This window comes from Allocoprococcus similis, from assembly GCF_054660775.1.
On record NZ_BAAHSG010000010.1, the window covers coordinates 33,464 to 57,364 of the forward strand.

Here is a 23,901-nt window from a genome sequence, read left to right on the forward strand (position 1 = left end):
AAGAAGGCGGTAAATATGGAACAGCAGATGTACAAAGTACAGATTGACGGGGAAGAGAAAAGTTTTCCGGCAGGGACCACATATCTGCAGATTGCCGGGGAATATCAGGAAAGATACCCACATGATATTGTTCTTGTATATGTAAATGGAAAGCTTCAGGAGCTTGGAAAGAAGCTGAAAAAGGACTGTGCACTCCATTTTGTGACGACAGGCGAGACGATCGGAAATCTTACCTATCGCCGTGGTGTAAGTTTTCTGCTGGTGAAGGCAGTATATGATACACTCGGACACGATAAGATAGAACAGGTGAGAATACATTTTTCTGTAGATAAAGGGTATTATTGTACAATAAAAGGAGATCTGAAGCTGGATCAGGAACTGCTTGCAAGGATTGAAGAACGGATGCATGAAATGGCAGATAAGGATCTTTCCATCCGAAAGAGATCGGTCCATACCGATGAAGCGATTGAAATGTTCCGTAAGTACGGTATGAAGGATAAAGAGCGTTTGTTCCGGTATCGCAGAGTGTCTACAGTCAATATTTACAGTATCAATGAATTTGAGGACTACTATTACGGCTATATGGTTCCGTCAACCGGCTATCTGAAATATTTTAAACTATATTTATATGATGAGGGATTTGTAGTACAGATGCCGGAGGCAGCTGAACCGGAAAAGATACCTCCATTTCAGCCTCAGAATAAGCTGTTCCATGTGCTGAAGGAGTCTACGCGTGGCGGTGATATGCTTGGAATTGAAACGGTAGGGGCACTGAATGATTATGTGACAGGCGGCAACGCCAATCCAAAGGAACTGCTTCTGGTACAGGAGGCAATGCAGGAGAAGAAGATTGCGCAGATCGCAGAGCAGATTGCAGGAAATCCGCAGAAGAAGTTTGTCTTGATCGCCGGTCCTTCTTCGTCAGGAAAGACTACATTTTCCAGACGGCTTTCCATCCAACTCCGGGTAAGTGGTCTGGTCCCGCATCCGATTTCAGTGGATGATTACTTTAAGAACCGTGTGGATACACCGCTGGACGCAGAAGGAAAGCCGAATTATGAATGCCTGGAAGCGCTGGATGTGGAACTTTTTAACCATGATCTGAAAAAGCTGCTTGCAGGCGAGCGGATTGAACTTCCGACGTTTAATTTCAAGACCGGAAAACGGGAATATAACGGACATTATATGCAGCTCGGAGAGCAGGATATTCTGGTGATCGAAGGCATTCACTGTCTGAATGATGCGCTGACCCATGATCTGCCAAAAGAAAATAAATTCAAGATCTATATCAGTGCACTGACCCAGTTGAATATCGATGAGCATAACCGGATCGCATCAACAGATGGACGTCTGATCCGCCGGATGGTGCGCGATGCAAGAACCAGAGGTACTTCGGCAAAGCAGACGATCGCTATGTGGCAGTCGGTGCGAAGAGGGGAAGAGAACAATATTTTCCCGTATCAGGAAGACGCGGATGTGATGTTTAATTCAGCTCTTCTTTATGAGCTGGCTGTTCTGAAAGCTTATGCAGAACCGATCCTGTTCGGAATTGAGAAGGACTGCGCTGAATATCAGGAGGCAAAGAGACTGCTCAAATTCCTGGATTATTTTGTGGGAATCGGAAGTGAGTATGTTCCGCAGAATTCGATTTTGAGGGAATTTATTGGAGGCGGATGTTTTGATTTGTAGAATGTTGAAGCTGGTCACATGGTAAGAGAGCGATATAGATTATAGAGGCAGTTTGAATCCGTTCCGCTGTTTTTTAGTGTGATCCGTCGTCAGAAATAAGAAATAAATAGAAGAAGAGCTCCTGGGAGAATGAATAACTTTGTTCTCTCAGGAGCTCTTTTGGGTATGGTCAGAAAATACACATGGAAAATCCTTCCATAAAAAGAGCATTATGTGCCGGGGTATGCGGCTCACTTACCTGTATTTATCAGAGTAACATATCTTCAGGCACAGGTGCTGTGAAATGCATTTCTTCTCCTGTGATTGGGTGCCGGAAACGCAGATGATGTGAGTGCAGTGCCTGACGGCTGATATGGCTGTAATCCGGATTATAGAGAAAATCTCCCGGAAGCGGATGACCGATGTAATTCATATGCACCCGGATCTGATGAGTGCGTCCGGTATCCAACTTTAAGGCAACCAGAGAGTAGACCGGATCTGTATTTGTGATGGAAAGCCTGCGGTAATGGGTACAGGCGTATTCACCATGTTTAAAATCGACCATGCGCTCGATGGTAGAACCCTCTTTTCTGGCAATTGGAGCAGTGATGGTTCCGTCTTCCGGGACGATTCCTGTGGCAAGTGCCAGATATTCCCGGTGGATTTCCCGACGTGCCATCATAGCAGAGAGGAGAGAGGCACTGTAAAGATGCCGGGCAATGATCAGAAGACCGGTGGTGTCCCGGTCAAGCCGGTTAATGCAGCGGTACACAAAAGGCTCGTCTTTCTCTTTGAAATACCATGCACAGGCATTGGCAAGTGTGTTGTCATAATTTCCCTGGGAAGGGTGAATTGGCATTCCGGCAGGTTTATTGATGACCAGCAGATCCGGATCTTCATATACGATTGAAAGAGGCAGATCTGACGGAACAATATTTTCGGAGAATTTTGTTTCGGTAATCCGGATGGCAAGCCGGTCACCCGGAGAAAGAAGCGTGCGCGCCAGTACCGGCTCCCCGTTTAAATGGATTCCTTCAGGATCTTCTTTGATTGCCCGGATCAGAGAAGAAGAATATCCATGAGCTTTTAAAAACTCATGGATATTGGAAGTTTTCTGTTCGGTTATTGTATAATTCAGAATTCTTTCCCACATTACTTTGATTTCACTTCCCGCCATAATTCATTGTAGACAGCATCGTTTTTATCTCCAAGGAATTTGAAGGTCTCACATCCGGAGAGCTCGCTTGCATCCGGGAATGCAATCTTGCTGTTGCGGATGGACTCGTCTTCGATCAGTTCCCGCGCTGCTTCATTTGGAGTCGAGTAGGTGATGTACTCAAAGTTCTTCAGTGCGATGTCCGGACGGCAGAGGAAGTTGATGAACTTTTCTGCATTTTCCTTATGCTCTGCATTCTTCGGAATTACCCAGGAGTCGATCCAGATATTGGATCCTTCTTTCGGAATCACGTATTCCAGGTTTGGATTTTCTTTCTGTGTGTAAATGGCTTCACCGGAGTAAATAACACCGATGGCTGCTTCGTTTCCGATCATCTTGTCACGCACCTGGTCAACGACGTATGCCTGAACCAGAGGTTTCTGTTTGATCAGAAGATTTTTCGCTTCGTTCAGCTCGTCCAGGTCGGTTGAGTTCAGGGAATATCCAAGATATTTTAAGGTAACACCGAATGCATCGCGGACGCTGTCCTGCATCAGGATGCTGTCCTTGTACTTTGGATCCCAGAGAACAGACCAGGAATCAATTGGTTCGTCTACCATGGTTTTGTTGTAAAGGATCCCGACAGTTCCCCAGCAATAAGGAACAGAGTATTTATTTTCCGGGTCAAATGCCTTGGACTGATCCATATAGGTCTGTCCGATATTTTTGATATTCGGAACATTATCCCAGTTGATCTCGTCGAGAAGATCGTTCTCGATCATACGCTGGATCATATAGTCAGAAGGGCAGACCACATCGTAGGAAATAGCGCCGGACTGCACTTTCGGGTACATGATCTCATTGGTTTCGTATTCTTCATAGACTACCTGGATACCGGTTTCTTCTTCAAAGATATCCAGGACATCCGGATCCAGATATTCGCCCCAGTTGTAGACAATTACCTTTTCGGAGCCGGAAATCTTTGTCTTTGAATTGTAGAAAAATCCGCCGGCTGTAATGACGATCACGAGCAGTGCCGGTACGACACGTGTTACGACGAGGCGCATCGTGTGGCGTGCACGGGATGGCTTGCGGATCGTGCCGTTTTTTTCGTGAACTTCTTTTTCCGGTTTTAAATTAACCAGGAAGAGAAGGAAGAGCACCGTTACGAACATGAGTGTTGAAAGTGCGTAAATCTCCGGACGGATTCCTTTTCGTACTTCACTGTAAATCTTGGTGGACAGGGTATCAATTCCCGGTCCTTTGGTAAAGTGAGTGATAACAAAATCATCCAGTGACATGGTAAATGCAAGCAGGAAACCGGAAAGAATTCCTGGAAGGATATCCGGAAATACGACTTTGAAAAAAGCGTAGATCGGGGAAGCACCCAGATCCAGTGCAGCTTCATAGGTCCGCCGGTTGGTCTGCTTTAGTTTTGGCATGACACTTAGGATGACATACGGGATATTGAAGGTAATATGTGCGATCAAAATCGTTGTAAATCCCATCGTCATACGGAATGCAATGAAAAGCAGCATCATGGATACACCGGTTACGATGTCTGCATTCAGCATCGGGATGTTGGTGACACCCAGCATAAAGGTGCGGAACTTGCGGTTCATGCTCTGGATTCCAATGGATGCCAGTGTTCCGATCACTGTTGCGATCAGCGCTGAAAGCAGGGCGATGATCAGGGTGTTGTATAAGGTGCTCATGATCGCTTCATCCTGGAAAAGGGATACATACCATTTTCCGGTAAATCCGCCCCATTTGGCACGGGTTCTGGAACTGTTAAAGGACAGAACCATCAGTGTCATGATCGGAGCATAGAGGAAGATCACGATCAGCAGTAAATATAAATTCTGTAATTTCTTTTTCATTAGAATGCTGTGCCCTCCCCGTCTTTATCATATTTGGCGATCAGAGCCATACTTGCAATGATGAAGATCATCAGGACAAGTGAAAGTCCACTTCCTACATGCCAGTTGCTTCCCTGCTGGAATTCCTGCTCGATGACATTTCCAATCAGAAGGATCTTGCTTCCGCCAAGAAGGTTGGAAATAACGAAGGTTGTAAGTGCAGGGACAAATACCATGGTGATTCCACTGATGATGCCTGGAACACTAAGTGGAAGGATGATCTTGGTAAATGTCTGGATATTTCCGGCACCGAGATCTCTGGCTGCGGAAATAACATCTTTGTCAATCTTTACAAGTACATTGTAAATCGGCAGCACCATGAACGGCAGGAAGTTGTAGACCATGCCGAGGATGATGGCTGTCGGTGTGTTGATCACGTTCCAGGATGGCAGCCCGAAAAAGTGGAGAACGGAGTTGATGACACCGTTTTTCTCCAGAAGATTCTGCCATGCAAGGGTTCTTAAAAGGAAGTTCATCCACATTGGAAGGATGAAGATGAGAACCACGAAGCTGGACTGGTTTACATTTCTTCCGGCAAGGATCATTGCCAGAGGATAGGCGAGAACCAGACAGATCACTGTGCTGACGAACGCAAGCAGAAGCGCAAGTCCCAGAGCCTTTAGGTTCTCCGGTGTGGTGATTTTGGCAAGGTTCATCCAGGTGAATTTCCCATCATTATCTGTCAGACCATAATAGAAGATCATGATCAGAGGAATAATAATGAAAGAAACTGCCCAGAAGAGGTACGGACCTGCCAGGAGTCGTTTGCTATTCTTCAATTCCTACAGCCTCCTCATCTTCAGATTCCGGTTTTTTCATGATCTGAATATCAAACGGGTCAACATGGATTCCAACCTCAGTGCCAACCGGGAACATATCGGTGCTGTGTACCAGCCATTCATAGTTGTTGGCAAGGACTTCCATTTCATAGTGGACTCCTTTGAAAATCAGATGGGTAACGACACCCTTTAATGTGCCTTCTTCTGGTTTTACAAGATCGATGTCCTCCGGACGGATGACCGCATCGACCGGTTTGTTGGTTCCGAATCCGGTATCCACACACGGGAATTCGGCACCGACAATATTTACCAGCTTATCGCGTACCATAATGGCATTGAAAATGTTGCTATCGCCAATGAAGTCGGCTACGAAAGCATTTTCCGGCTCGTTGTAGATATCTTCCGGTGTACCGATCTGCTGGATGTATCCCTGATTCATGACAACAATCGTGTCAGACATGGTGAGGGCTTCTTCCTGATCGTGGGTAACGTAGATAAATGTGATCCCAAGCTCATTTTTCAGGCGGATCAGCTCATACTGCATATCCTGGCGGAGTTTTAAATCCAGGGCACCGAGAGGTTCATCCAGAAGAAGAACTTTTGGTTCATTTACAATGGCGCGGGCGATGGCAATACGCTGCTGCTGACCACCACTTAAAGAATCCGGATAACGGTTCTGGTAACCTTCCAGATTAACCAGTTTTAATGCATAATGAATCTTATCATCGATGTAAGATTTTGATTTTCCTTTGATCTTCAGACCAAAAGCAATATTTTCAGCAATGGTCATATGGGTGAAAAGCGCATATTTCTGGAAAACAGTGTTGAGCTGCCGTTTATTCGGTGCAAGGGATGTAATGTCCTTTCCGTCGAAAATTACTTTTCCGGAGTCCGGATTTTCGAATCCGCCGAGAATACGCAGAAGCGTTGTTTTTCCGCAGCCGCTAGGTCCTAAAAGTGTGAGAAATTCATTTTCTCTGATATAAAGGTTCAGGTCGTCCAGAACCAGATTGTCTCCATATGATTTGGAAACACCAACAATGTCAATCAGTTTGTTTGGCATATGTGTAATCCTCCTGTGTACTTAAAAACTTGGGGGAGTGCTGACCCAGATCAGGCGTGCCCCGGAAGAAGACGATGCTTCTATATAATGCTTTGCGCGGGGAGTAAAATAAAAGGATTCTCCCTTTTTAGCTTTGTAGACCTTATTGCCTACGTGGATTTTGACGGAACCCTGAAGCACGTATCCGAATTCCTCACCTTCGTGTGGAAGATCCGGGTAGGTTGCACCGCCCGGAGCCAGGGTAAGACGGATCGGTTCCATCATATTGCGCTGGGCATTCGGAATGATCCATTCGATCGTATTCTTCAGATCAGTATCCTTTTTTTCAAAATAATCCTCATCACCGAAGACAACCTGTTCTTCCTCGTCATCGCTGAAAAATTCATTCAGATTGGTGCCGAGACACTGCAGAATATCAACCAGTGTGGCGATAGAAGGAGAAGTAAGATCCCGTTCCAGCTGGGAAATGAATCCCTTCGAAAGCTCACTCCGGTCTGCAAGTTCTTCCTGGGTAAGATTTTTCGCAATACGGAGCTCCCTTACTTTCTGTCCGATGTTCATAAATAGCTCCTTTCTGTAAATTGTTTGTAAAAATAAAAATAAACCTAAAGTTTAGTATTTCTATACACACGACAAGATTTATTATACTATAGTTTAGAGAAAAAGCAACCGTTTTATAAGGGAAATAGAGTTTTTTTTGAAAAATAGAAAACGAGTAAGAATTGACTGATTTTTGTTTGGATCACCTTTGAACCACTTTTGAAAAATTGCATGAAAAAATCCTCCGGATCGAAAGAAAATTCGAAGGACTTTAGCTGATTACCGGAAAGTTTTGATTTGTCGATTCCATATGTTTGGAGGCGAAAATGATAGGATACTAATGAGGGTGTGGGAAGTGGATTCCTACATCCTTTTTTAGTGCGTAAAAAAGGATTGAATGTTATAATAATAGCAGATTGGAGGTGGATTAATGCTAACCACACCATTAGGAGATATTGAAATATATGTAGATGACAACAAAGTTGAATATGCGGAAAAGAATATTGGAGTGTCAGAAAAATTATGTCCTGACGTTAATGGAAGATATGCCATTAAAATTGATTTTATTCCGGATGGAAAAATACATACAATCTCTTGTAAAATAAAGGGACATGTTTCATCTAAAAAGGATGGAATAGAATCAGGAGAGCGATTAGAATTGAAATCGTTTTACAAAGATAATACTAAATTGTCAATAGGTATGGAAGGCGAATCAGGATATTATGCTGATGGTATCTGCGTTTCAGATATATATGATTACGATAATGAGTATATGGAAGACGGTGTTTTATATTTGGTTATGAAAGAAACTAAGACGACAACATATGTATTTGGCATTGCATGGATTGAAAGTATTACAACAGAAAACGACGTACAGACATGGTATGGAGCAGATCCAACATTATTTTGACAAGAAAGAAGGATAATTGTTATGGGAAAACCGTTTAAAGATAAATTGAAAAACGTAGGAGATTTTATTAGTGGTACTATTGCAGAGGTAGAAAAACAGGCAAAAGGCAGTGAGGTGCTTGATAAGATTTCTAAGGGAACGAAAGAGGGTCTTGTGTTCGTATCAAACGGAGTAAAGGATGGAGCTGAAAAGATTACAAATGGAGCAAAAACAAGTGCTGATACGATAAAAAATGTAGTGACTGAACATAAAAAACAGGGCACACAAGACGATAACAAAGAAAAGCAGGGAAGTCTTGATGACCAACTTCATGATGCAGTAAACAGGTATAATGCGGCATATGCAGAGTTTGAGAATAACGGCTCAACGATTCTTAGACAGCGGGAACGATCTGTGGATTTACTGGAAAATGTTGAAAATGTAATAAACAGTATTGCAAATCATCCAAAGAATTTTGATGCAGATTTTAAGGAGATCCATCTTTATAAAAAAGAATTCAAAGATGTATGTGATTATGCAACACAAGAACTTGATGCAGCCAAGAAATCCATGGCAGGTGTAGGTGCAGGAGTAGCCGGAGGTATGGCTGTAGCCAGTTTGGCTCCGAGTGCAGCTATGTGGGTAGCAACAACATTTGGTACAGCTTCTACAGGAACTGCTATATCAACACTGTCAGGTGCAGCCGCTACTAATGCAGCTTTAGCATGGCTTGGAGGTGGTGCAGCCGCCGCCGGGGGAGGTGGAATGGCATCAGGAACCGCATTTTTGGCAATGGCTGGTCCAGTAGGCTGGACAATTGGAGGAGCTACATTATTAGCATCAATTGCTCTGTTTGCAAATAAAAAAATCAAACTTGGTAAAGAAAAAAAAGAAGAGATTGAGGCAGTATTACACAATGTTGAATCAGTTAGTGAAGTTAATGTCAAAATGCAGTCATTATTAGATAAGACGGAAAAATTAAGAAGTATGTTGAATGATCAGTACGGAAAATGTATGACTTACTATGGAAAGAACTTTATGGAAATAGCAGATGAAGGGCAAATATTATTGGGAACACTTGTGAACAATGCAAAATCTTTAGCAGCAACGCTTGGTGAAACTGTGGAGGAATAAAGTAAATGATAGAAGCTAAAAAGATGATTAAAAGTGGGCAAGAACAAGCTGTTGCTTCATGGATTAATTACCTGAATCAGGTGCGATTAGACAGATTGATGAAGACATTGCAGAAAGAAGAATCAAATCTGAACGATGCGATCTCTACCATTAGTGAAACACTTAAAACTATTAGCAGAGATATCGTGAATAATGGAAAAGGACGAGGCGGCCAATATGGAATGCACGGATTTATTGCTGAAGTTGCAGAATGTGGTATTGGAAATGCCAGAGAACAGATAGAAGGAAAAGCACCAATATATGAATGGATTAATGATAATGGACCTGAAGATTTGAGAAGGGGAGCAACGCTGATCCAGCAGAAATTTGTAAACGGAGGCGGACATTTATCACTACAGGCAATTCGTATGCATTTAAATGCTTATCCTAATTTCCTTGATAATGGAGGAGTATATCAGATTCCGGAAGACCATTACGAGAAAATCAAGCGGCTGCTTTCGATTTCAGAAAAAGAAGCAAATAAAATGCCGACTTCAACAGGCGATTTTTCTTTGAAACAGTGGAGAGAAGTACATGAATTTTTTAAAAATGGCGATATTCCATTAGATAAAGTAGAACCGTCCAAATTAAAATATTCTGAAGTCCAGAAAGGCACATACGAACAGACTTTTTCAAAAGAAAAGGGTAGTTTAAGAAAACGAAATCAGGAAAGAAAAGAACAGGCATATAATAAAAGTAAACCTACGTTATCTGAGGGAGTGAAAGCAACAGCAGCTGCAGCCGCAATGGAGGGTGCTATGGCATTGTGTCTGGAAATAGCTGAAAAAAGAAAGTCTGGTAAGAAATTCAATGTTTTTGATGAGAATGATTGGAAAGAGATTGCAGCTACTACAGGAAAGGGAACCTTGAAAGGTGGTATACGAGGAGCATCTATTTATACATTGACAAATTTTACTGCAACTCCGGTAGCTGTAGCAAGCGCAATGGTAACAGCAACATTTGGTATTGCGGAACAGGCATATCAATTAAAGCAGGGAAATGTAGATGAACAGAGATTTATTGAGAATTCAGAAATGTTATGTTTAGATGCTTCAGTTAGTGCACTTTCTTCATTTGCAGGCCAAGTATTGATTCCGTTTCCTGTACTTGGCGCAGTGATTGGCAATACTGTAGGAACCATGATGTATCAGATCGCAAAAGATAATCTGTCAGCCAGAGAACAGAAGATATTTGAAGAATATGCAGAAGCAGTACGTCAGCTGGATGTTTCATTACAGGATCAGTATCAGAAATTTGTAGATGACATTGGTAAGGATACGAAGCTGTTCATGGAATTATTAAACAGGGCATTTGCACCAGACGTTCGTGTAGCCTTTGAAGGTTCTATTGATTTGGCAAAATCATGTGGAGTACCAGTAGACGAGATATTAGATAACAAAGAAAAAATAGCATCGTTTTTTATGGATTAAAAGAGGGCGTAATATGCAAGCAATAATAAGACAAGGCAATGGAAAATATTATATTTCATCGGTATTCGGCTATTATAGTGATGTAAAGTCAGAAGATGATTATCAGCGTTATCTTGAAAGAATTCATACCCCATATTATATAGTATTCAATGAAGAAAAAACGAAATTGATAAAATGGTTTAACATACAGCCTGATACGGAATATTTAATAAAACGAGTACTGGTTATAGATTCTGATGAGAGTGGGTGGATTATAAACGAACAAGATGGCACGGGCGGTGTAGAATTTCTTCCAAGAGAACTAGCAGACAAAATTATTTCAGAAGGAGTTGTTCCTGATGATATTATGCAGCAATGTATAAAAATTGAAGAATCTTATACATATGAAGAGTATCGTGAGATTAAAACGAAAAAAGATATTGAAGACTTTGATTGGGCAACCGGAAATTTTCATGATGCATGTATTGAAGAACAAAAAATATTAGATGGTGGAGAACTGTATCTGAGGTTCACCGGGATATGGGGATGTCAAGTTGAAATTTGGTTTTGGGATGACTTGGAGTATTGTACGGACAGCAGAAATCCAGAATACTGGAATCCATATTGGTCATGTTCTACGCTATTATTATTCGATGGATATGTGTATTTTGTAGATGAGGAACTCGAAGTGAATGAAATTACAGATGAATACTGCTGGTTTAAAGCCAGACATATGAAATACCACATTATTCCAAATTAAATGAGATATGCAGGCGATAATTCCAAGGTAGTCATGCGTAAAGAAAATATCAGAAGTGCTTTAATTCACCAATGCGTCCGTTTGTACTTGCCACAACGTCTATTGGTCAGGAGGGTCTGGATTTTCATAATTATTGCCGTGTGATTATGTACTGGAATCTTCCAAGTAATCCCATGGATTTGGAACAAAGAGAAGGCAGGAAGAACTTCTGGAGTATTTATTCAAGGAGTTCAAGGACACAAGTGGATTGAAGAAACTGTTTATCGACTTGAGTCCATTTTCAAAGGGAAAAGAAGGTTGATGTGATGAGAATACTTTTTTGTAACATAGCGTGGATGAAGGAATATCGAGGAAATGAAGATGGAAAGGATATTCCGTTAAATGGTGGAAGTTTTGTTGATGAGACAGGAGACGCACATGAAAAATATAATTTCACACCGGTGAATATGGAAGGCAGGGAAGGGTTATATTGTCTGGGATTCTTCGAGACAAAATCACATAATGGTAAAGATGTCAATCAAATGCGGATTGAGAATATTGCAGGTTGTGAACTATTAAAAAAAAGAAGAATCTGTAGATGATGTGCTTGTTGTGTACTGTGCAAAGCATCCGGCGCATAAGTTTACGACGGTTGTGGGATGGTATAAACATGCTACAGTTTTCAGACATTATCAAGAGGCAGTGTTTGCTCCGGAAGATATACAGTATTACAATGCAATTGCAAACTCATCTGATTGTGTCTTACTTCCTGCAGGGATCAGATCAAGAAAGGTTCAATGGGAAGTTCCAAGAAAATCAAATGGTTGGGCTTATGGATTTGGACGGGCAAATGTATGGTATGCAAGTGAAGAAGATAGCAGGTTACAAGATTATCTTACGAAATTAGTAAAACAGATTGATGAATATGATGGCGAAAATTGGATTGACAAGTACGCTGAGTAGGGGTTAAAACAAGGATAGAACAGGGAGGAATAGCAATGGCGTATGGAAAGTCTATAGAGCTGTTTTTGGTCAATGGAACAGCGGATAGCTTGACTATAGCGGAGTTGTCAAATTGGAATGGAAAAGCAATTAAGATACCAAGAATTGAATTGTCTTCGTGCTATAGAGAGGATATTACTCAAGCAGGAGTATATTTCCTCTTTTGCAAAGAAGATGATGGAACAGATTCGGTATATATCGGAGAAGCAGAAAATGTAAAAGAACGTTTGTTGCAACATTTGCGAGACTATCAAGCTGAAAAAGAGAAATATTATTGGACCACGGCAGTGATTTTTATAGGGAGAGATCTGAACAAGGCATTGATTCGTTATCTTGAAAATCGATTTGTAGACATTGCAAGACAGTGTAAACGGTATTTGGTGCTTACAAAAAACACTTATCGAAATACGGTGATGAAGGAATCACAAATAGCAGTTATGGAAGAATTTATTGATAATGTGAGAATTTTGATAAGTGTTTTAGGATATAAAGTATTGGAACCTGTCAATAAACCAGCAGTTATAGAAGAAAATGATGGTAACGAGATTGAAAAAGACGAAATAAAGCTGCACTTGGAAAGAACAGTGAAGGGAATAGGAAAGATAGAAGCTGATGGTATTCGTACATCTGAAGGTTTTGTAGTGCTAAATGGAAGTCATATTGCTCCAGAGGATGATGAGACAATCTCAGCAGGTATTAAAGAAAAGAGAAGTAAAGCTAATATTGTAGAGAGTATTCTACAGGAGGATGTTTTGTTTTCAAGTCCATCTGGTGCAGCAATGTTTGTGGTAGGTAAGAGTGCTAACGGATTGACAAGCTGGAAAAATGCAGACGGTATTACACTTAAAGATATTGAAAGCGATGAAACAAAATGAAACTAATGTTATTGCGAATCGGATGAGAATTGAATGTGACTTTGTTTAAGTATACGAATGAAATATTGGGAGTATAGGAGCAAGATTGATATGTGGAAAGACATATATAAACCGAATTCTATTGGCAGTGAGGGCGGCACGATTATTGCAGATGAGGAATATAAAGAATTGTGCAGGATAACCTTGGAAAGATGTGAAAGATATGATGCAATTACGTGTGGTGTATATGGAAGTATGATGCATACAGCTTTTTGTGATAAAAGTCATAGTCAGGAAGTATTTGATAACATGAAAAGAGATCTACAGGAATTTATTGATAAGGATACAACAGCTGAGGAAGAAGATATTTTCTATGAAGAGTTTACAAGTAAATATTGATTGGAAGATTGGTTCGATGACAGGAAAATGGAACAGATTCTGCATCAGGAACCGGTTCAGCTAAAGCGAGAGGCAGAATACGAGCAGCAGAGCTTATTCTTATAATGGTTCAGAGGAGGAATAGAAAGATGCAAATATTTGTTGATGCAGATGCCTGCCCAGTGGTTGCGATCATTGAAAAGATTGCAAAAGAAAATGGTGTTCCGGTAACGTTGTTGTGTGATACGAATCATGTGCTGTCATCAGCTTATAGTGAAGTTATTGTTGTCGGGGCAGGAGCAGATGCAGTAGATTATAAACTGATCAGTATCTGCCATAAAGGAGATATTGTCGTATCACAGGACTATGGTGTGGCTGCAATGGCATTGGGAAAAGGTGCTTATGCTATTCATCAATCAGGTAAATGGTACACGAATGACAATATTGATCAGATGCTCATGGAACGTCATTTGAATAAAAAAGCCAGAAGAAGTTCCCATAAGAATCATATCAAGGGACCGAAAAAACGAACAGAAGAAGATGATGTAAGGTTTGCGCAGTCTTTTGAAAAAATGCTCATGATGGTACAGGAGAAATTTCAAAAGAATACTAAAACAATGGAGACAGGCAGAAAGGAAAACAAATGAGAAAAGCAATCGTATACGCATCTGTGCATCATGGAAATACAGAAAAATTAGTAAAGAGGATCGCAGAAGAATGTCAGGTGGATTTGATTGATGCTGTAAAACAGCCAGATGCAGATCTGAGCAGTTATGATATGATTGGATTTGCATCAGGAATCTATTTTTCAAAATTTCATCAGTCGATATTGGGATTTGCAGAGAAGAATCTACCGGACGATAAAAAGGTATTTCTGATCTGTACTTATGGTGGAAGTGCGAATTATAAATCCATAGAGCAGATTTTGGACAAGAAGCGTTCTAAAGTGACAGGAAAATTCGGATGCAAGGGTTATGACACATTTGGTCCATTTAAACTGCTAGGTGGTATTGCAAAAGGGCATCCGGATGAGGAAGATCTAAAAAATGCAGTTGAGTTTGTAAAAGGATTATAAGTAGATCTGGATGTGGATAAATCTAAAGAACAGAAAGATTTATCAGAAAAAACTATAAAGGGGCTGCACATTCTTCTGGCGGAAGATAATGAGCTGAACATGGAAATTGCAGAATTTATGTTTCAGAATGAAGACGCTGAAGTGACCAAGGCATGGAATGGACTTGAGGCTGTTGAAATATTTGAAAAAAGCAGCCCCGGTGAATTTGATGTGATTCTGATGGATATCATGATGCCGGTCATGAATGGTTATAATGCTACAAAGAGGATCCGTTCTATGAACAGAGAGGATGCTAAGACAATACCGATCATTGCAATGACAGCAAATGCATTCACAGAGGACAGATTAAAGGCAAAAGAAGCAGGAATGGATGAGCATATTTCTAAGCCTGTTGATGGGAATTTACTGGTAAAGGTAATTCATGAATTGTTGAACTAGTGGAAAATAATTTCAAATGGGAGATTCGTAATGAGAAAATGGAGCAGAGGCAGTGGAGAAAGTTAAGAATTCGATTCCTGGTAATTATGATCTGGTACTGATGGATGGGTTCTTGTCCAAACCGATAGTTATAGAGGAGTTGATCAGTACCTTACACGAAAATCTGCTGGATTAGAGAGCAAATGTACGTTACAATAATGATTATTAGCAAAGATGGATGGTTATATGACAACCAGGGAACTTCGTAAAATCCATATGGTTAAAGGAAATAAAAAGTGGATAAAAGACAAACGATACTTATTGTAGATGATGCGGAATTTAACAGAGATATAAAAAAAGTCACACCGCATTCTTGTTACTTTAGTGATGAGTTAGGTGTGTCAAATTTTTCTATCAAAATACAGAACTGGTGTTTGCTATATACGGAAGCATATGGTACAATTAAAACATGGAAAAAGATATATTTACTATTGAGGGAAATACACTTTCATATGGTAGAGGATATGTTTATTCTTTACAGTACCATCTTGTCTGGTGCACGAAATATCGAAAACAGGTTCTGAAAAATGGAATAGACGCAGAATGTTAAAATTTGTGAATTCCAGCCTATTGTGCAGTTACCGTAAGTGATCGAAGCCGGGATCAGGTAATGGCATATATTGAGGGACAAAAAGAGAAGGAAAAAAGAAAGTAGGAGACTTTATGCAGATTGTATCCAGTTATGGAGTAGAAATTAAAAAAAAGAATATACCGCTCCGTCCTACGCTGGATATTTTTCGGAAGGCAGTTTCCTATCTGATTTCGGTGTATGAAGAGACCTGGGAAGAACTTTCAGAAATCAGGAATCCACAAAAACGCTTTAATGAAGCGGAACATCTGGTACATGAGACAAAAAAGAATCATGCCAGATTTCCGTTTGACCGTGATTTTCCTAAGATGCCATCTTATCTGAGAAGAGCAGCGATTCAATATGCACTTGGAGCAGTTTCCTCCTATCGGACACGTCTTAGTCTGTGGAAAAAGGGAGAACTTAAGGGGAAGCCGAAGCTGGTCTGTGAGAATCATGTGATGCCGGTATTCTATCGGGATGTCATGTATAAGGAAGCAGAACCGGGAGAAGATGTAGCCTGGTTAAAGCTATTTGATGGGCGTGAGTGGAGATGGTTTCATGTAAAATTACTTCATACCGATATGGAATATCTGCGAAAAAAATGGAGTGGGAAAAAGGCATCCGCCCCAACTTTGGAAAGGAAACATCATAAATATTTCCTTCGGTTTTCTTACACAGAAGAAGTAAGCTTATCGAAAACAACTGTAAAAGAGCAGGTGATATGCAGCGTTGATTTAGGGATCAATACGGATGCGGTCTGCAGCATCATGTGTGCAGATGGCACTATCCTGGGACGGAAATTTATAAATTTCCCCAGTGATAAAGACCATTTGTATCATGTGCTTGGCAGAATCCGCCGTTTTCAGAGAGAGCATTCCTCCAGACAGGTCCAAAGCTGATGGGATTATGCAAAAAGGCTGAATATGGAACTGTCCCACAAAATAGCTGCGGAGATCACGAAGTATGCCGTAGAATATCAGGCAGATGTAATTGTGTTTGAGTATCTGGAAATGCAGGGGAAAATATCCGGAAAAAAGAAACAAAAGCTCCACTTATGGAGAAAGCGGGATATTCAGAAGCAGTGTGAACATCAGGTCCACCGGAACAGGATTCGTGTGTCCAGAGTCAGTGCCCGGCATACCAGCAGGCTGGCCTGTGACGGAAGCGGAGCGGTAGTAAGAAATCCGGAGAACTATAGCCTATGTACCTTTCGAACAGGAAAACAGTATAACTGCGACCTGTCAGCAAGTTATAATATCGGAGCAAGATATTTTATAAGGGAATTTTTAAAACCTTTGCCGGAAACGGAAAGGTCTTCACTGGAGGCAAAAGTCCCTGTAGTGAAGCGTAGAACCTCATGTGTTTATGCAGACTTAAGAAAGCTTTATGCAGAAGTAAACAACTTAAAAGCAGGATAAACACAGGCAGATATACAGCGGACTACCTGTAATGTGGAAACCAGCCGTATCCGGTGTGGAAAAAGTGCGTATCCGCACGAATTCTAAGTTACTGGCGTATCCGCCGATATTTAGTCTTGCCGTTTAAAACGGCCGAGAAGCACGTGACTTTAGTCATGTGAGGTTCACAAAATGTTGGTAGAATAATAAGTCGCTGTGATATAATCAAGTAAACGATTTTATTTCTAAATTCAAAATTTTAGAAATAAGACAGAAAAATTAAAGTCATTTAAGTTTTTTTAAAGAGAGGGAAGCGCATGGATGATTTAAAAAAACTCACAGAACAGCTTTTTGAAATATATATTAATGCCGAATCAATAAATGATTTTGATATAGAAAATTATTTTGATGAAAATGTCAGTCTGATTGGAACAGGGAAACATGAGCTTTTCAGGAATCTGCATGAGTTTTTGGAATCATTTAAATTTGATGTAAAACGAAGAGGTAAAATCAGAATCGAAGTACAAAATTTACATCAGGAAGAAGAAAGACTTGGTGATGACCATGTTCTTGCACACGGAACAGTAGATTTTACCGGTCTGTTTAAAGATGGTTCTATCTGTTTTAAAATGGAGACAAGATTTACGATTATCTATAAGTGGACGAATGGGAAATGGCTGGTTCAGCATCTGCATCAGTCAACGCCGGATCTGGAGCAGATGGACGGTGAAGAGTTTCCTGTTACCTTGGGAAAGCAGATGCAAAAAACCCGGCAGGCCCTTCATGCATTAGGCACTGCCTATTATCATATCTCAAGGCTGAACTTGAAAACAAAGAAGATCGAACTTGTCAAAAGATCCCGAAAAATGGATTTGGATATTAAAGATAATACTGCAGATTGGGATCCTCAGTTCGAGATTATCGAAGATATTATAGCAGAGCCATTTGTACAGAAGTATATAGATTTTTTTGATATACAAACCATGGCAGCACGCCTTCATAATAAAGAATCTATGTCTTCTGAATTCAAAAAGAAGAATGGAGCATGGTTTCTATCCATGATTGTTCCGCAGAGTTATGGTAAAAATGGAAATGTTACATCTGTGCTGATTGCCAATCGAGATGTGACAGATGAAAAAATGCGGGAATTAAGACAAGAGGAAGAATTGCGGGAAGCTAAATTAAAAGCAGAATGTGCAAATAAAGCAAAATCATCATTTCTGTTCAATATGTCCCATGATATCAGAACTCCTATGAATGCAATCATTGGTTATGCAGAACTGGCGTCCAGACATTTGCAGGAAACAGATAAACTTGGCAGATATATTGAAGATATTCAAATATGCGGAAAAGAACTTTTGTCGATGCTTGGCAATGTTCTGGATCTTGCAAGAATTGAAAATAATAAGGTTGAAATGGAATACACTGTTTCGAATGTCCATGAGTGCTTTGAAAATTGTATTATTATGTTCCGACAGCAGGCAGAAAGTAAAAATCAGACTCTTTCTCTGACAGAACAGATCATGTACCCGTATGTATATATGGATGCACCGCACCTGTCAGAAGTCTGTCTCAATATTATAAGCAATGCAATAAAGTATACAAATACAGGAGGTGCTATATCCTGTAATGTTGTACAGAAATCCTGTGAAAAAGAAGACTGGTGCAATATGATCATTAGCATTACCGATAATGGAATTGGTATGTCTGAAGAATTCCAAAAGCGTATTTTTGAAACTTTTGAAAGAGAACGTAACACTACATCCAGTCATATTGAGGGCAGCGGCATCGGAATGGGCATTACGAAAAAGCTTGTAGAGCTCATGGATGGCACAATAGAAGTGAAAAGTAAGCAGGGTGAAGGTTCCACATTTACAGTAACTATTCCTTGCAGAAAAGCGTCAGAAGACGATTCTCTGGTGAAGAAAAACAGTAATTTGAGCAATAAGAATTGTTTGAATGGTGTTCGGATCTTACTGGTCGAAGATAATGAGATCAACACTGAAATCGCAACGGAATTATTGACGGAAGAAGGATGTATTGTTGAGACTGCCAATGATGGTGTTGCATGTATTGATATGATTGAAAAGGCTGATGCTGATTATTACAAGATGATCCTTATGGATATCCAGATGCCGGTTATGAATGGATATGATGCTACATTAGCTATCCGAAAGATGAAGGATACGAAAAAAGCCAGGATCCCAATTATTGCGATGACTGCCAATGCTTTCGCGGAAGATGCACAAAAGGTTCTTTCTGTCGGAATGAATGCTCATGTTGCAAAGCCTGTTGATATGAACATTCTTGTTCCGATCATGATGAAATATTTATAATACCAAAAAAAGATTCGTCGGCAAATCAGTCGAAAGGCTGAGACGCAAAGCTATAGGGTCTGTAAAATGACAGCCAGCTGCAATGTTTAAGGTGCATTGTCTGGAAAGGCAGTGCATTTTTTAGATTTGTGACGTGTAATAACCTGGTGATTTGAGGAGAAAAGAACAATGGATAAAAGTAGAAAAAAATCAGCCGTACTATTTGCGTGTATATTTTTGACTTTAGGAATGTGGATGGTGTTATCAGTACATTGCCGGGCCGCTGAAAAGAAAAATGATGAAAAACAGTCACAGATCATCCGTATCGGATCCTTTGAAGATACCTTTGATTATATCGATGAAAACGGTGTCAGACGTGGATATGGATACGAACTCCTGCAGGCTCTGGCAGGCTATACCGGATGGGAATTTGAGTACGTGAAATGTGACTGGTCCAACTGCTTCGATAAGCTTGAAAATGGTGAGATTGATGTCATGGGCGATATCTCTTACACCGATGAACGTGCACAAAGGATGCTTTTTTCAGATGAAGCGATGGGTGAAGAAAAATATATTCTTTATGCTGATTTGTCAAACATGGATACTGGAACGTCTGATTTCAAATTTATGGACGGGAAACGTGTAGGTGTGCTCATGGATACGGAACCGGAGATTATGCTGACAGAGTGGGAAAATAAGAATGGCATACATACAGAGCATGTAAATGTGAATAATAATGATGATGTTGAAAAGAAATTAGCGAATCATGAGATTGATGCTTTTGTATCTCTGGAGGAATCCATCTGGTCTGAACAGGGAATATCATCTGTTACCACGATTGGCAAATCAGGCATATATTTTGCAATAAATAAAGAGCGCAGCGATATCAAGGCGGAGCTGGACTGGGCAATGCACAAGCTAGATCAAGATAGTCCCTTTTTCAAAGCAGATTTGTATAAGAAGTATTTTACGCTTGATTATAGTCAGGTTCTTACAGGTGAAGAAAAGTCCTGGGTGGAAGAACATGGTAACATCCGGATCGGATTTCTGAGCAACGATCCGGCGGTATTTTCCCTGGACGAAGAAACTGGAAAACTTACCGGAATGCTGGCAGAATATGTATCCTATGCCAAAGACTGTCTGGGAAATCAGATACTGGAATTTAATATACAGGAATACAATGATTATGACGAAATGATTCAGGCATTACAAGAGCGTGAGATTGACATGATTTTTTATGTCGGCAGAAATCCCGGTTTTGCAGAAGAAAAAGGATATGCACTTACAAACACAGCCTGGACTTACAGTCTGATGGCGGTAACTGATGAAGAAAATTTTGATGAGCATAATACGTATACAGTAGCTGTGCCAAAGGAAAAAGAAGCCTTAAAACAGCATATTGCTTTCAGTTATCCACAATGGAAGCTGGTAGATTGTGATTCGCTTGATGATGCGGCAGATATGGTCTTGAATGAAAAGGCAGACTGTTTCCTCATGGGAGCAAGCCAGGCGTTGATATATGATAACAGTCGAAATTTCAAGAGTGTTCCACTTACAAAAACAATGGAGGCATGCTTTGCAGTAAGAGGTGGAGAGGATAGCCTTTTATCAATACTGAATAAAACCTTAAAGACCATGCCGTCTGACATGCTTACAAGTGCACTTGCTATCTATGACAGTACGGCAGATAAGGTAAAATTTTCTGACTTTGTAAAAGACAATGTACTTGCTTTTTTTCTCATCACAGGATTCTCTGCACTCAGCATCATTGTTATTATCCTCATGCTTTTACGAAAGGCAAGAAAAGCAGAAGCTGTCGCAAAGCTTGCAGCAAATGATACAAAAAAACTAAATGAAAAACTTGAGATTGCTCTGAAAAAAGCAGAGGATGCCAGTCTCGCAAAGACTCGTTTTCTTAACAATATGTCACATGACATCCGTACACCTATGAATGTAATTCTGGTCTATGCACAGCTTATGGAGAATGAACTGAAAGGAAAAGACGTGCCTGAAACGTTAGAACATCTGGAAAAACTGCAGCAGTCAGGAAATCTTCTCCTGTCAATCATAAATAATGTACTAGATATGGCCCGGATTGAGAGCGGAAAGATGGAGCTTGATGAGAATTACTGCCGGATTGAAGATGTCCGGAAATCCTTGTTTGCAGTATTTGATGAGAAAGCAAGGAAAAAGGATATAGCGCTTCATTACACGATGAATGTAGAACATGAGCATGTATTGACAGATGTTACCAAGGTAAAAGAAATTTTGGTCAATATCCTAAGTAATGCTATAAAATATACTCCGTCCGGTGGTTCTGTCATGATGAGCGTAGATGAATTACCATGCGATGAGCCCGGGTACATGATCGTGAGGAACAGAGTGAGTGATACAGGAATTGGCATGAGTCAGGATTATATGACGAAGATTTTCGACGCATTCACACGTGAACAGAATACTACAAAGAGCAAAATCGCAGGAACCGGACTGGGAATGTCGATAGTCCGGAAATATGTTGATCTGCTTGGTGGAACAATAGATGTAGAGAGTGAACTTGGAAAAGGCAGCACCTTTACAGTTACACTTAAACATAAGATAGCCGATGAAAGCTATTATGTAAAAAAACATATTGAAGAGTCTGGAACAGGCAGCGAAATCCTTGAAGGCAGGAATATCCTTCTGGCAGAGGATAATGATCTGAATGCAGAGATTGCAGAAGCAATCCTTGGGTGTGCCGGCCTTAAAACAGAACGTGTGGAGGATGGCATTCAATGTGTAAACATGATAGAAAAGATGCCGGCAGGCACATATGATATGATCCTGATGGATATCCAGATGCCGAAAATGAACGGTTATAAAGCAACACAGGCAATCAGACGCCTGCCGGATAAGGAGAAAGCATGTATACCTATCATTGCAATGACAGCAAATGCATTTGAAGAAGATAAGAGAGATGCTATTGCAGCCGGGATGAATGGTCATATCGCAAAGCCAATTCAGCTTGATAAACTGCTGTCGATGTTAGCGGAAGTAATAAGGCAACAAGAAAATTGCTAATTTCATGTTATACTGAATGGAGTGTTATTCTGGAAAATATGTAAAAGCAGGGAGGGGTGACAGAAGCTCCCTCCTCAAGGCTGCCGACTAAGATCTACCTTTTTCACCGAAGTAGCCGGATGCGATGAGGACGGAAGATTGTTGGGTTTATTTTTCAGTGCCGTAGAAGCTTTTGAGTTTGTCCATGCGTGCACTCATATTGGTGAAGAGCAGATCGAGGATCGTGATTGCGGCCATGGATTCTACGACTACGACGGCGCGTGGGACGATGACCGGGTCGTGACGTCCTTTGATGATCATTTCGGTGTTTTCTCCATCTTTGGTGACTGTGGACTGTGGCTGCGAAATGGACGGAGTCGGCTTTACTGCCGCGCGGAAGATGATGCTGCTTCCGTCACTCATACCGCCGAGGACACCGCCTGCATGGTTGGTGTCTTTGGTGATCCTTCCATCGTTTGTATGGAAGGAGTCATTGTTGATACTTCCTTTTGCATCTGCAGCTTTAAAGCCGTCACCGATCTCAAAGCCTTTGACTGCTCCGATGGACAGCATTGCTTTGGCAAGATTGGCGTCCAGTTTTTCAAATACGGTATCACCGATTCCGACCGGCATACCGGTAACAACACATTCAATGATACCCCCAGAGGAATCCTGATTTTTAATACATTCTTCCAGATAGGCAGATGCTTTTTTTGCATATGCGTTGTTTGGCATATAAATCGGGTTCTGGAAAATCTCTTCCGGATGGTATTCATTTTCAGGAACAGATACAGGACCGATTGCTTTCGTATAAGCATGTACTTCAATGCCAAGTTCTTTCAAAATCTTAGCAGCAACTGCACCAGCTGCAACTCTGGCAGTAGTTTCTCTTCCGGAAGAGCGTCCCCCTCCTCTGTAATCACGGAAACCATACTTTTCATCAAATGTATAATCTGCGTGTCCCGGTCGGTATGTGTTCATAATATTTCCGTAATCACGGGAACGCTGATCCTGGTTCTGTACGAGAATTGAAATCGGAGTTCCGGTTGTCCGACCTTCAAATACGCCGGACCAGATCTGTGCCATATCACTTTCCTTACGCCCGGTTGTAAACTGGCTTTGTCCGGGTTTTCTTCTATCCAGATAAATCTGGATATCCTCCTCTGAAAGCGAAAGCCCTGCCGGACACCCGTCGATCACAACACCGATCCCTTTCCCATGGGATTCCCCCCATGTAGAAATCTGAAACAATCTTCCATAAATGGATCCTGCCATAAATATATACCATCCTTTCTGTAAGCTTTTATCTATAAAGAATTAATTTGTGAATCAGTCAAAACAAAAAACGAACAATTCTTCGACTTTCTATTATATTCATATGAATCCACACCTGATTTGAGTCATAAAAAGAATCATTCCAACGCAAATCATTCATTCCCCCAAATCACCTCCTTATTATAA

Annotated in this window: 23 protein-coding genes, 2 pseudogenes and 1 riboswitch; of the genes and pseudogenes, 19 read left to right on the forward strand and 6 right to left on the reverse strand. The window is 40.8% G+C overall.

What is annotated here, in order from left to right; translation table 11 throughout:
- Positions 1–15 precede the first annotated feature (15 nt).
- Positions 16–1,689: a uridine kinase family protein gene (locus ACYQ5K_RS05700; protein WP_459777336.1), complete on the forward strand. Its 1,674-nt coding sequence runs from the start codon at positions 16–18 to the stop codon at positions 1,687–1,689.
- A 247-nt stretch (positions 1,690–1,936) separates the two neighbouring features.
- On the opposite strand, the gene ACYQ5K_RS05705 is transcribed toward ACYQ5K_RS05700, so the two are convergent.
- The 5 genes from ACYQ5K_RS05705 to ACYQ5K_RS05725 are packed head-to-tail and all read right to left on the reverse strand — an operon-like array spanning position 1,937 to position 7,146.
- Entirely contained in the window at positions 1,937–2,821 is an 885-nt protein-coding gene (locus tag ACYQ5K_RS05705) for an RluA family pseudouridine synthase (RefSeq protein WP_173687708.1), read from the reverse strand.
- Entirely contained in the window at positions 2,821–4,704 is a 1,884-nt protein-coding gene (locus ACYQ5K_RS05710) for an extracellular solute-binding protein (RefSeq protein WP_173687709.1), read from the reverse strand. Before ACYQ5K_RS05710 ends, ACYQ5K_RS05705 begins: the two co-directional genes overlap by 1 nt.
- The gene (locus ACYQ5K_RS05715; RefSeq protein ID WP_173687710.1) at positions 4,704–5,522 is read right to left on the reverse strand and encodes an ABC transporter permease; all 819 of its coding nucleotides are present in this window, start codon (positions 5,520–5,522) and stop codon (positions 4,704–4,706) included. Before ACYQ5K_RS05715 ends, ACYQ5K_RS05710 begins: the two co-directional genes overlap by 1 nt.
- Positions 5,512–6,585, reverse strand: coding sequence for an ABC transporter ATP-binding protein (locus tag ACYQ5K_RS05720; RefSeq protein WP_117556198.1), 1,074 nt, complete (start codon positions 6,583–6,585; stop codon positions 5,512–5,514). The genes ACYQ5K_RS05715 and ACYQ5K_RS05720 overlap by 11 nt, the downstream gene beginning before the upstream one ends.
- Before the next feature lie 21 nt (positions 6,586–6,606).
- Entirely contained in the window at positions 6,607–7,146 is a 540-nt protein-coding gene (locus ACYQ5K_RS05725; RefSeq protein WP_173687711.1) for a helix-turn-helix domain-containing protein, read from the reverse strand.
- A 409-nt stretch (positions 7,147–7,555) separates the two neighbouring features.
- Between ACYQ5K_RS05725 and ACYQ5K_RS05730 the strand changes: the two genes are divergently transcribed.
- The 18 genes and pseudogenes from ACYQ5K_RS05730 (at position 7,556) to ACYQ5K_RS05815 (ending at position 22,461) form a co-directional block, all read left to right on the forward strand.
- The gene (locus ACYQ5K_RS05730) at positions 7,556–8,035 is read left to right on the forward strand and encodes a hypothetical protein (RefSeq protein ID WP_173687712.1); all 480 of its coding nucleotides are present in this window, start codon (positions 7,556–7,558) and stop codon (positions 8,033–8,035) included.
- 21 nt (positions 8,036–8,056) lie between these two features.
- Positions 8,057–9,148 (forward strand): hypothetical protein, encoded by a 1,092-nt coding sequence (locus ACYQ5K_RS05735; protein WP_195230897.1) that lies wholly within the window; start codon positions 8,057–8,059, stop codon positions 9,146–9,148.
- 5 nt (positions 9,149–9,153) lie between these two features.
- Positions 9,154–10,617, forward strand: coding sequence for a hypothetical protein (locus tag ACYQ5K_RS05740; protein WP_459777337.1), 1,464 nt, complete (start codon positions 9,154–9,156; stop codon positions 10,615–10,617).
- A 13-nt stretch (positions 10,618–10,630) separates the two neighbouring features.
- Complete coding sequence (locus tag ACYQ5K_RS05745; protein ID WP_459777338.1) at positions 10,631–11,356, forward strand: hypothetical protein; 726 nt, start codon at positions 10,631–10,633, stop codon at positions 11,354–11,356.
- 71 nt (positions 11,357–11,427) lie between these two features.
- Complete coding sequence (locus ACYQ5K_RS05750) at positions 11,428–11,607, forward strand: helicase-related protein (protein ID WP_243259179.1); 180 nt, start codon at positions 11,428–11,430, stop codon at positions 11,605–11,607.
- Positions 11,608–11,661: 54 nt separating this feature from the next.
- On the forward strand, positions 11,662–11,937 hold the full coding sequence (locus ACYQ5K_RS05755) for a hypothetical protein (RefSeq protein WP_243259181.1): 276 nt from the start codon (positions 11,662–11,664) through the stop codon (positions 11,935–11,937).
- Positions 11,938–11,947: 10 nt separating this feature from the next.
- Positions 11,948–12,298 (forward strand): hypothetical protein, encoded by a 351-nt coding sequence (locus ACYQ5K_RS05760; RefSeq protein WP_243259183.1) that lies wholly within the window; start codon positions 11,948–11,950, stop codon positions 12,296–12,298.
- A 35-nt stretch (positions 12,299–12,333) separates the two neighbouring features.
- Positions 12,334–13,212: a GIY-YIG nuclease family protein gene (locus tag ACYQ5K_RS05765; RefSeq protein ID WP_459777339.1), complete on the forward strand. Its 879-nt coding sequence runs from the start codon at positions 12,334–12,336 to the stop codon at positions 13,210–13,212.
- 90 nt (positions 13,213–13,302) lie between these two features.
- Entirely contained in the window at positions 13,303–13,590 is a 288-nt protein-coding gene (locus tag ACYQ5K_RS05770) for a hypothetical protein (protein ID WP_243259184.1), read from the forward strand.
- A gap of 128 nt (positions 13,591–13,718) precedes the next feature.
- Entirely contained in the window at positions 13,719–14,216 is a 498-nt protein-coding gene (locus tag ACYQ5K_RS05775; protein WP_173687718.1) for a YaiI/YqxD family protein, read from the forward strand.
- Positions 14,213–14,644, forward strand: coding sequence for a flavodoxin family protein (locus ACYQ5K_RS05780; protein ID WP_173687719.1), 432 nt, complete (start codon positions 14,213–14,215; stop codon positions 14,642–14,644). The genes ACYQ5K_RS05775 and ACYQ5K_RS05780 overlap by 4 nt, the downstream gene beginning before the upstream one ends.
- Positions 14,645–15,082, forward strand: a pseudogene (locus ACYQ5K_RS05785) (response regulator); the annotation flags it as partial.
- Between the two features lie 52 nt (positions 15,083–15,134).
- Positions 15,135–15,257 carry a hypothetical protein gene (locus tag ACYQ5K_RS05790; protein WP_274597638.1) on the forward strand — a complete coding sequence of 41 codons (123 nt, stop codon included), beginning with the start codon at positions 15,135–15,137 and terminating at the stop codon, positions 15,255–15,257.
- 273 nt (positions 15,258–15,530) lie between these two features.
- A pseudogene (locus tag ACYQ5K_RS05795) lies at positions 15,531–15,776 on the forward strand (transposase).
- Between the two features lie 8 nt (positions 15,777–15,784).
- Entirely contained in the window at positions 15,785–16,591 is an 807-nt protein-coding gene (locus ACYQ5K_RS05800) for a hypothetical protein (RefSeq protein ID WP_243259185.1), read from the forward strand.
- 24 nt (positions 16,592–16,615) lie between these two features.
- Positions 16,616–17,110, forward strand: a complete 495-nt coding sequence (locus ACYQ5K_RS05805) for an IS200/IS605 family accessory protein TnpB-related protein (protein WP_459777340.1) — start codon at positions 16,616–16,618, stop codon at positions 17,108–17,110.
- Positions 17,111–17,406: 296 nt separating this feature from the next.
- Positions 17,407–19,425 carry an ATP-binding protein gene (locus ACYQ5K_RS05810; protein WP_459777341.1) on the forward strand — a complete coding sequence of 673 codons (2,019 nt, stop codon included), beginning with the start codon at positions 17,407–17,409 and terminating at the stop codon, positions 19,423–19,425.
- Between the two features lie 9 nt (positions 19,426–19,434).
- Positions 19,435–19,510: riboswitch (cyclic di-GMP riboswitch) on the forward strand.
- 83 nt (positions 19,511–19,593) lie between these two features.
- Entirely contained in the window at positions 19,594–22,461 is a 2,868-nt protein-coding gene (locus tag ACYQ5K_RS05815) for a transporter substrate-binding domain-containing protein (RefSeq protein WP_459777342.1), read from the forward strand.
- 147 nt (positions 22,462–22,608) lie between these two features.
- Here ACYQ5K_RS05815 and aroC read toward each other — a convergent pair whose 3' ends face one another.
- Positions 22,609–23,715 carry a chorismate synthase gene (gene aroC, locus ACYQ5K_RS05820; protein ID WP_173687722.1) on the reverse strand — a complete coding sequence of 369 codons (1,107 nt, stop codon included), beginning with the start codon at positions 23,713–23,715 and terminating at the stop codon, positions 22,609–22,611.
- Positions 23,716–23,901: the final 186 nt, after the last annotated feature.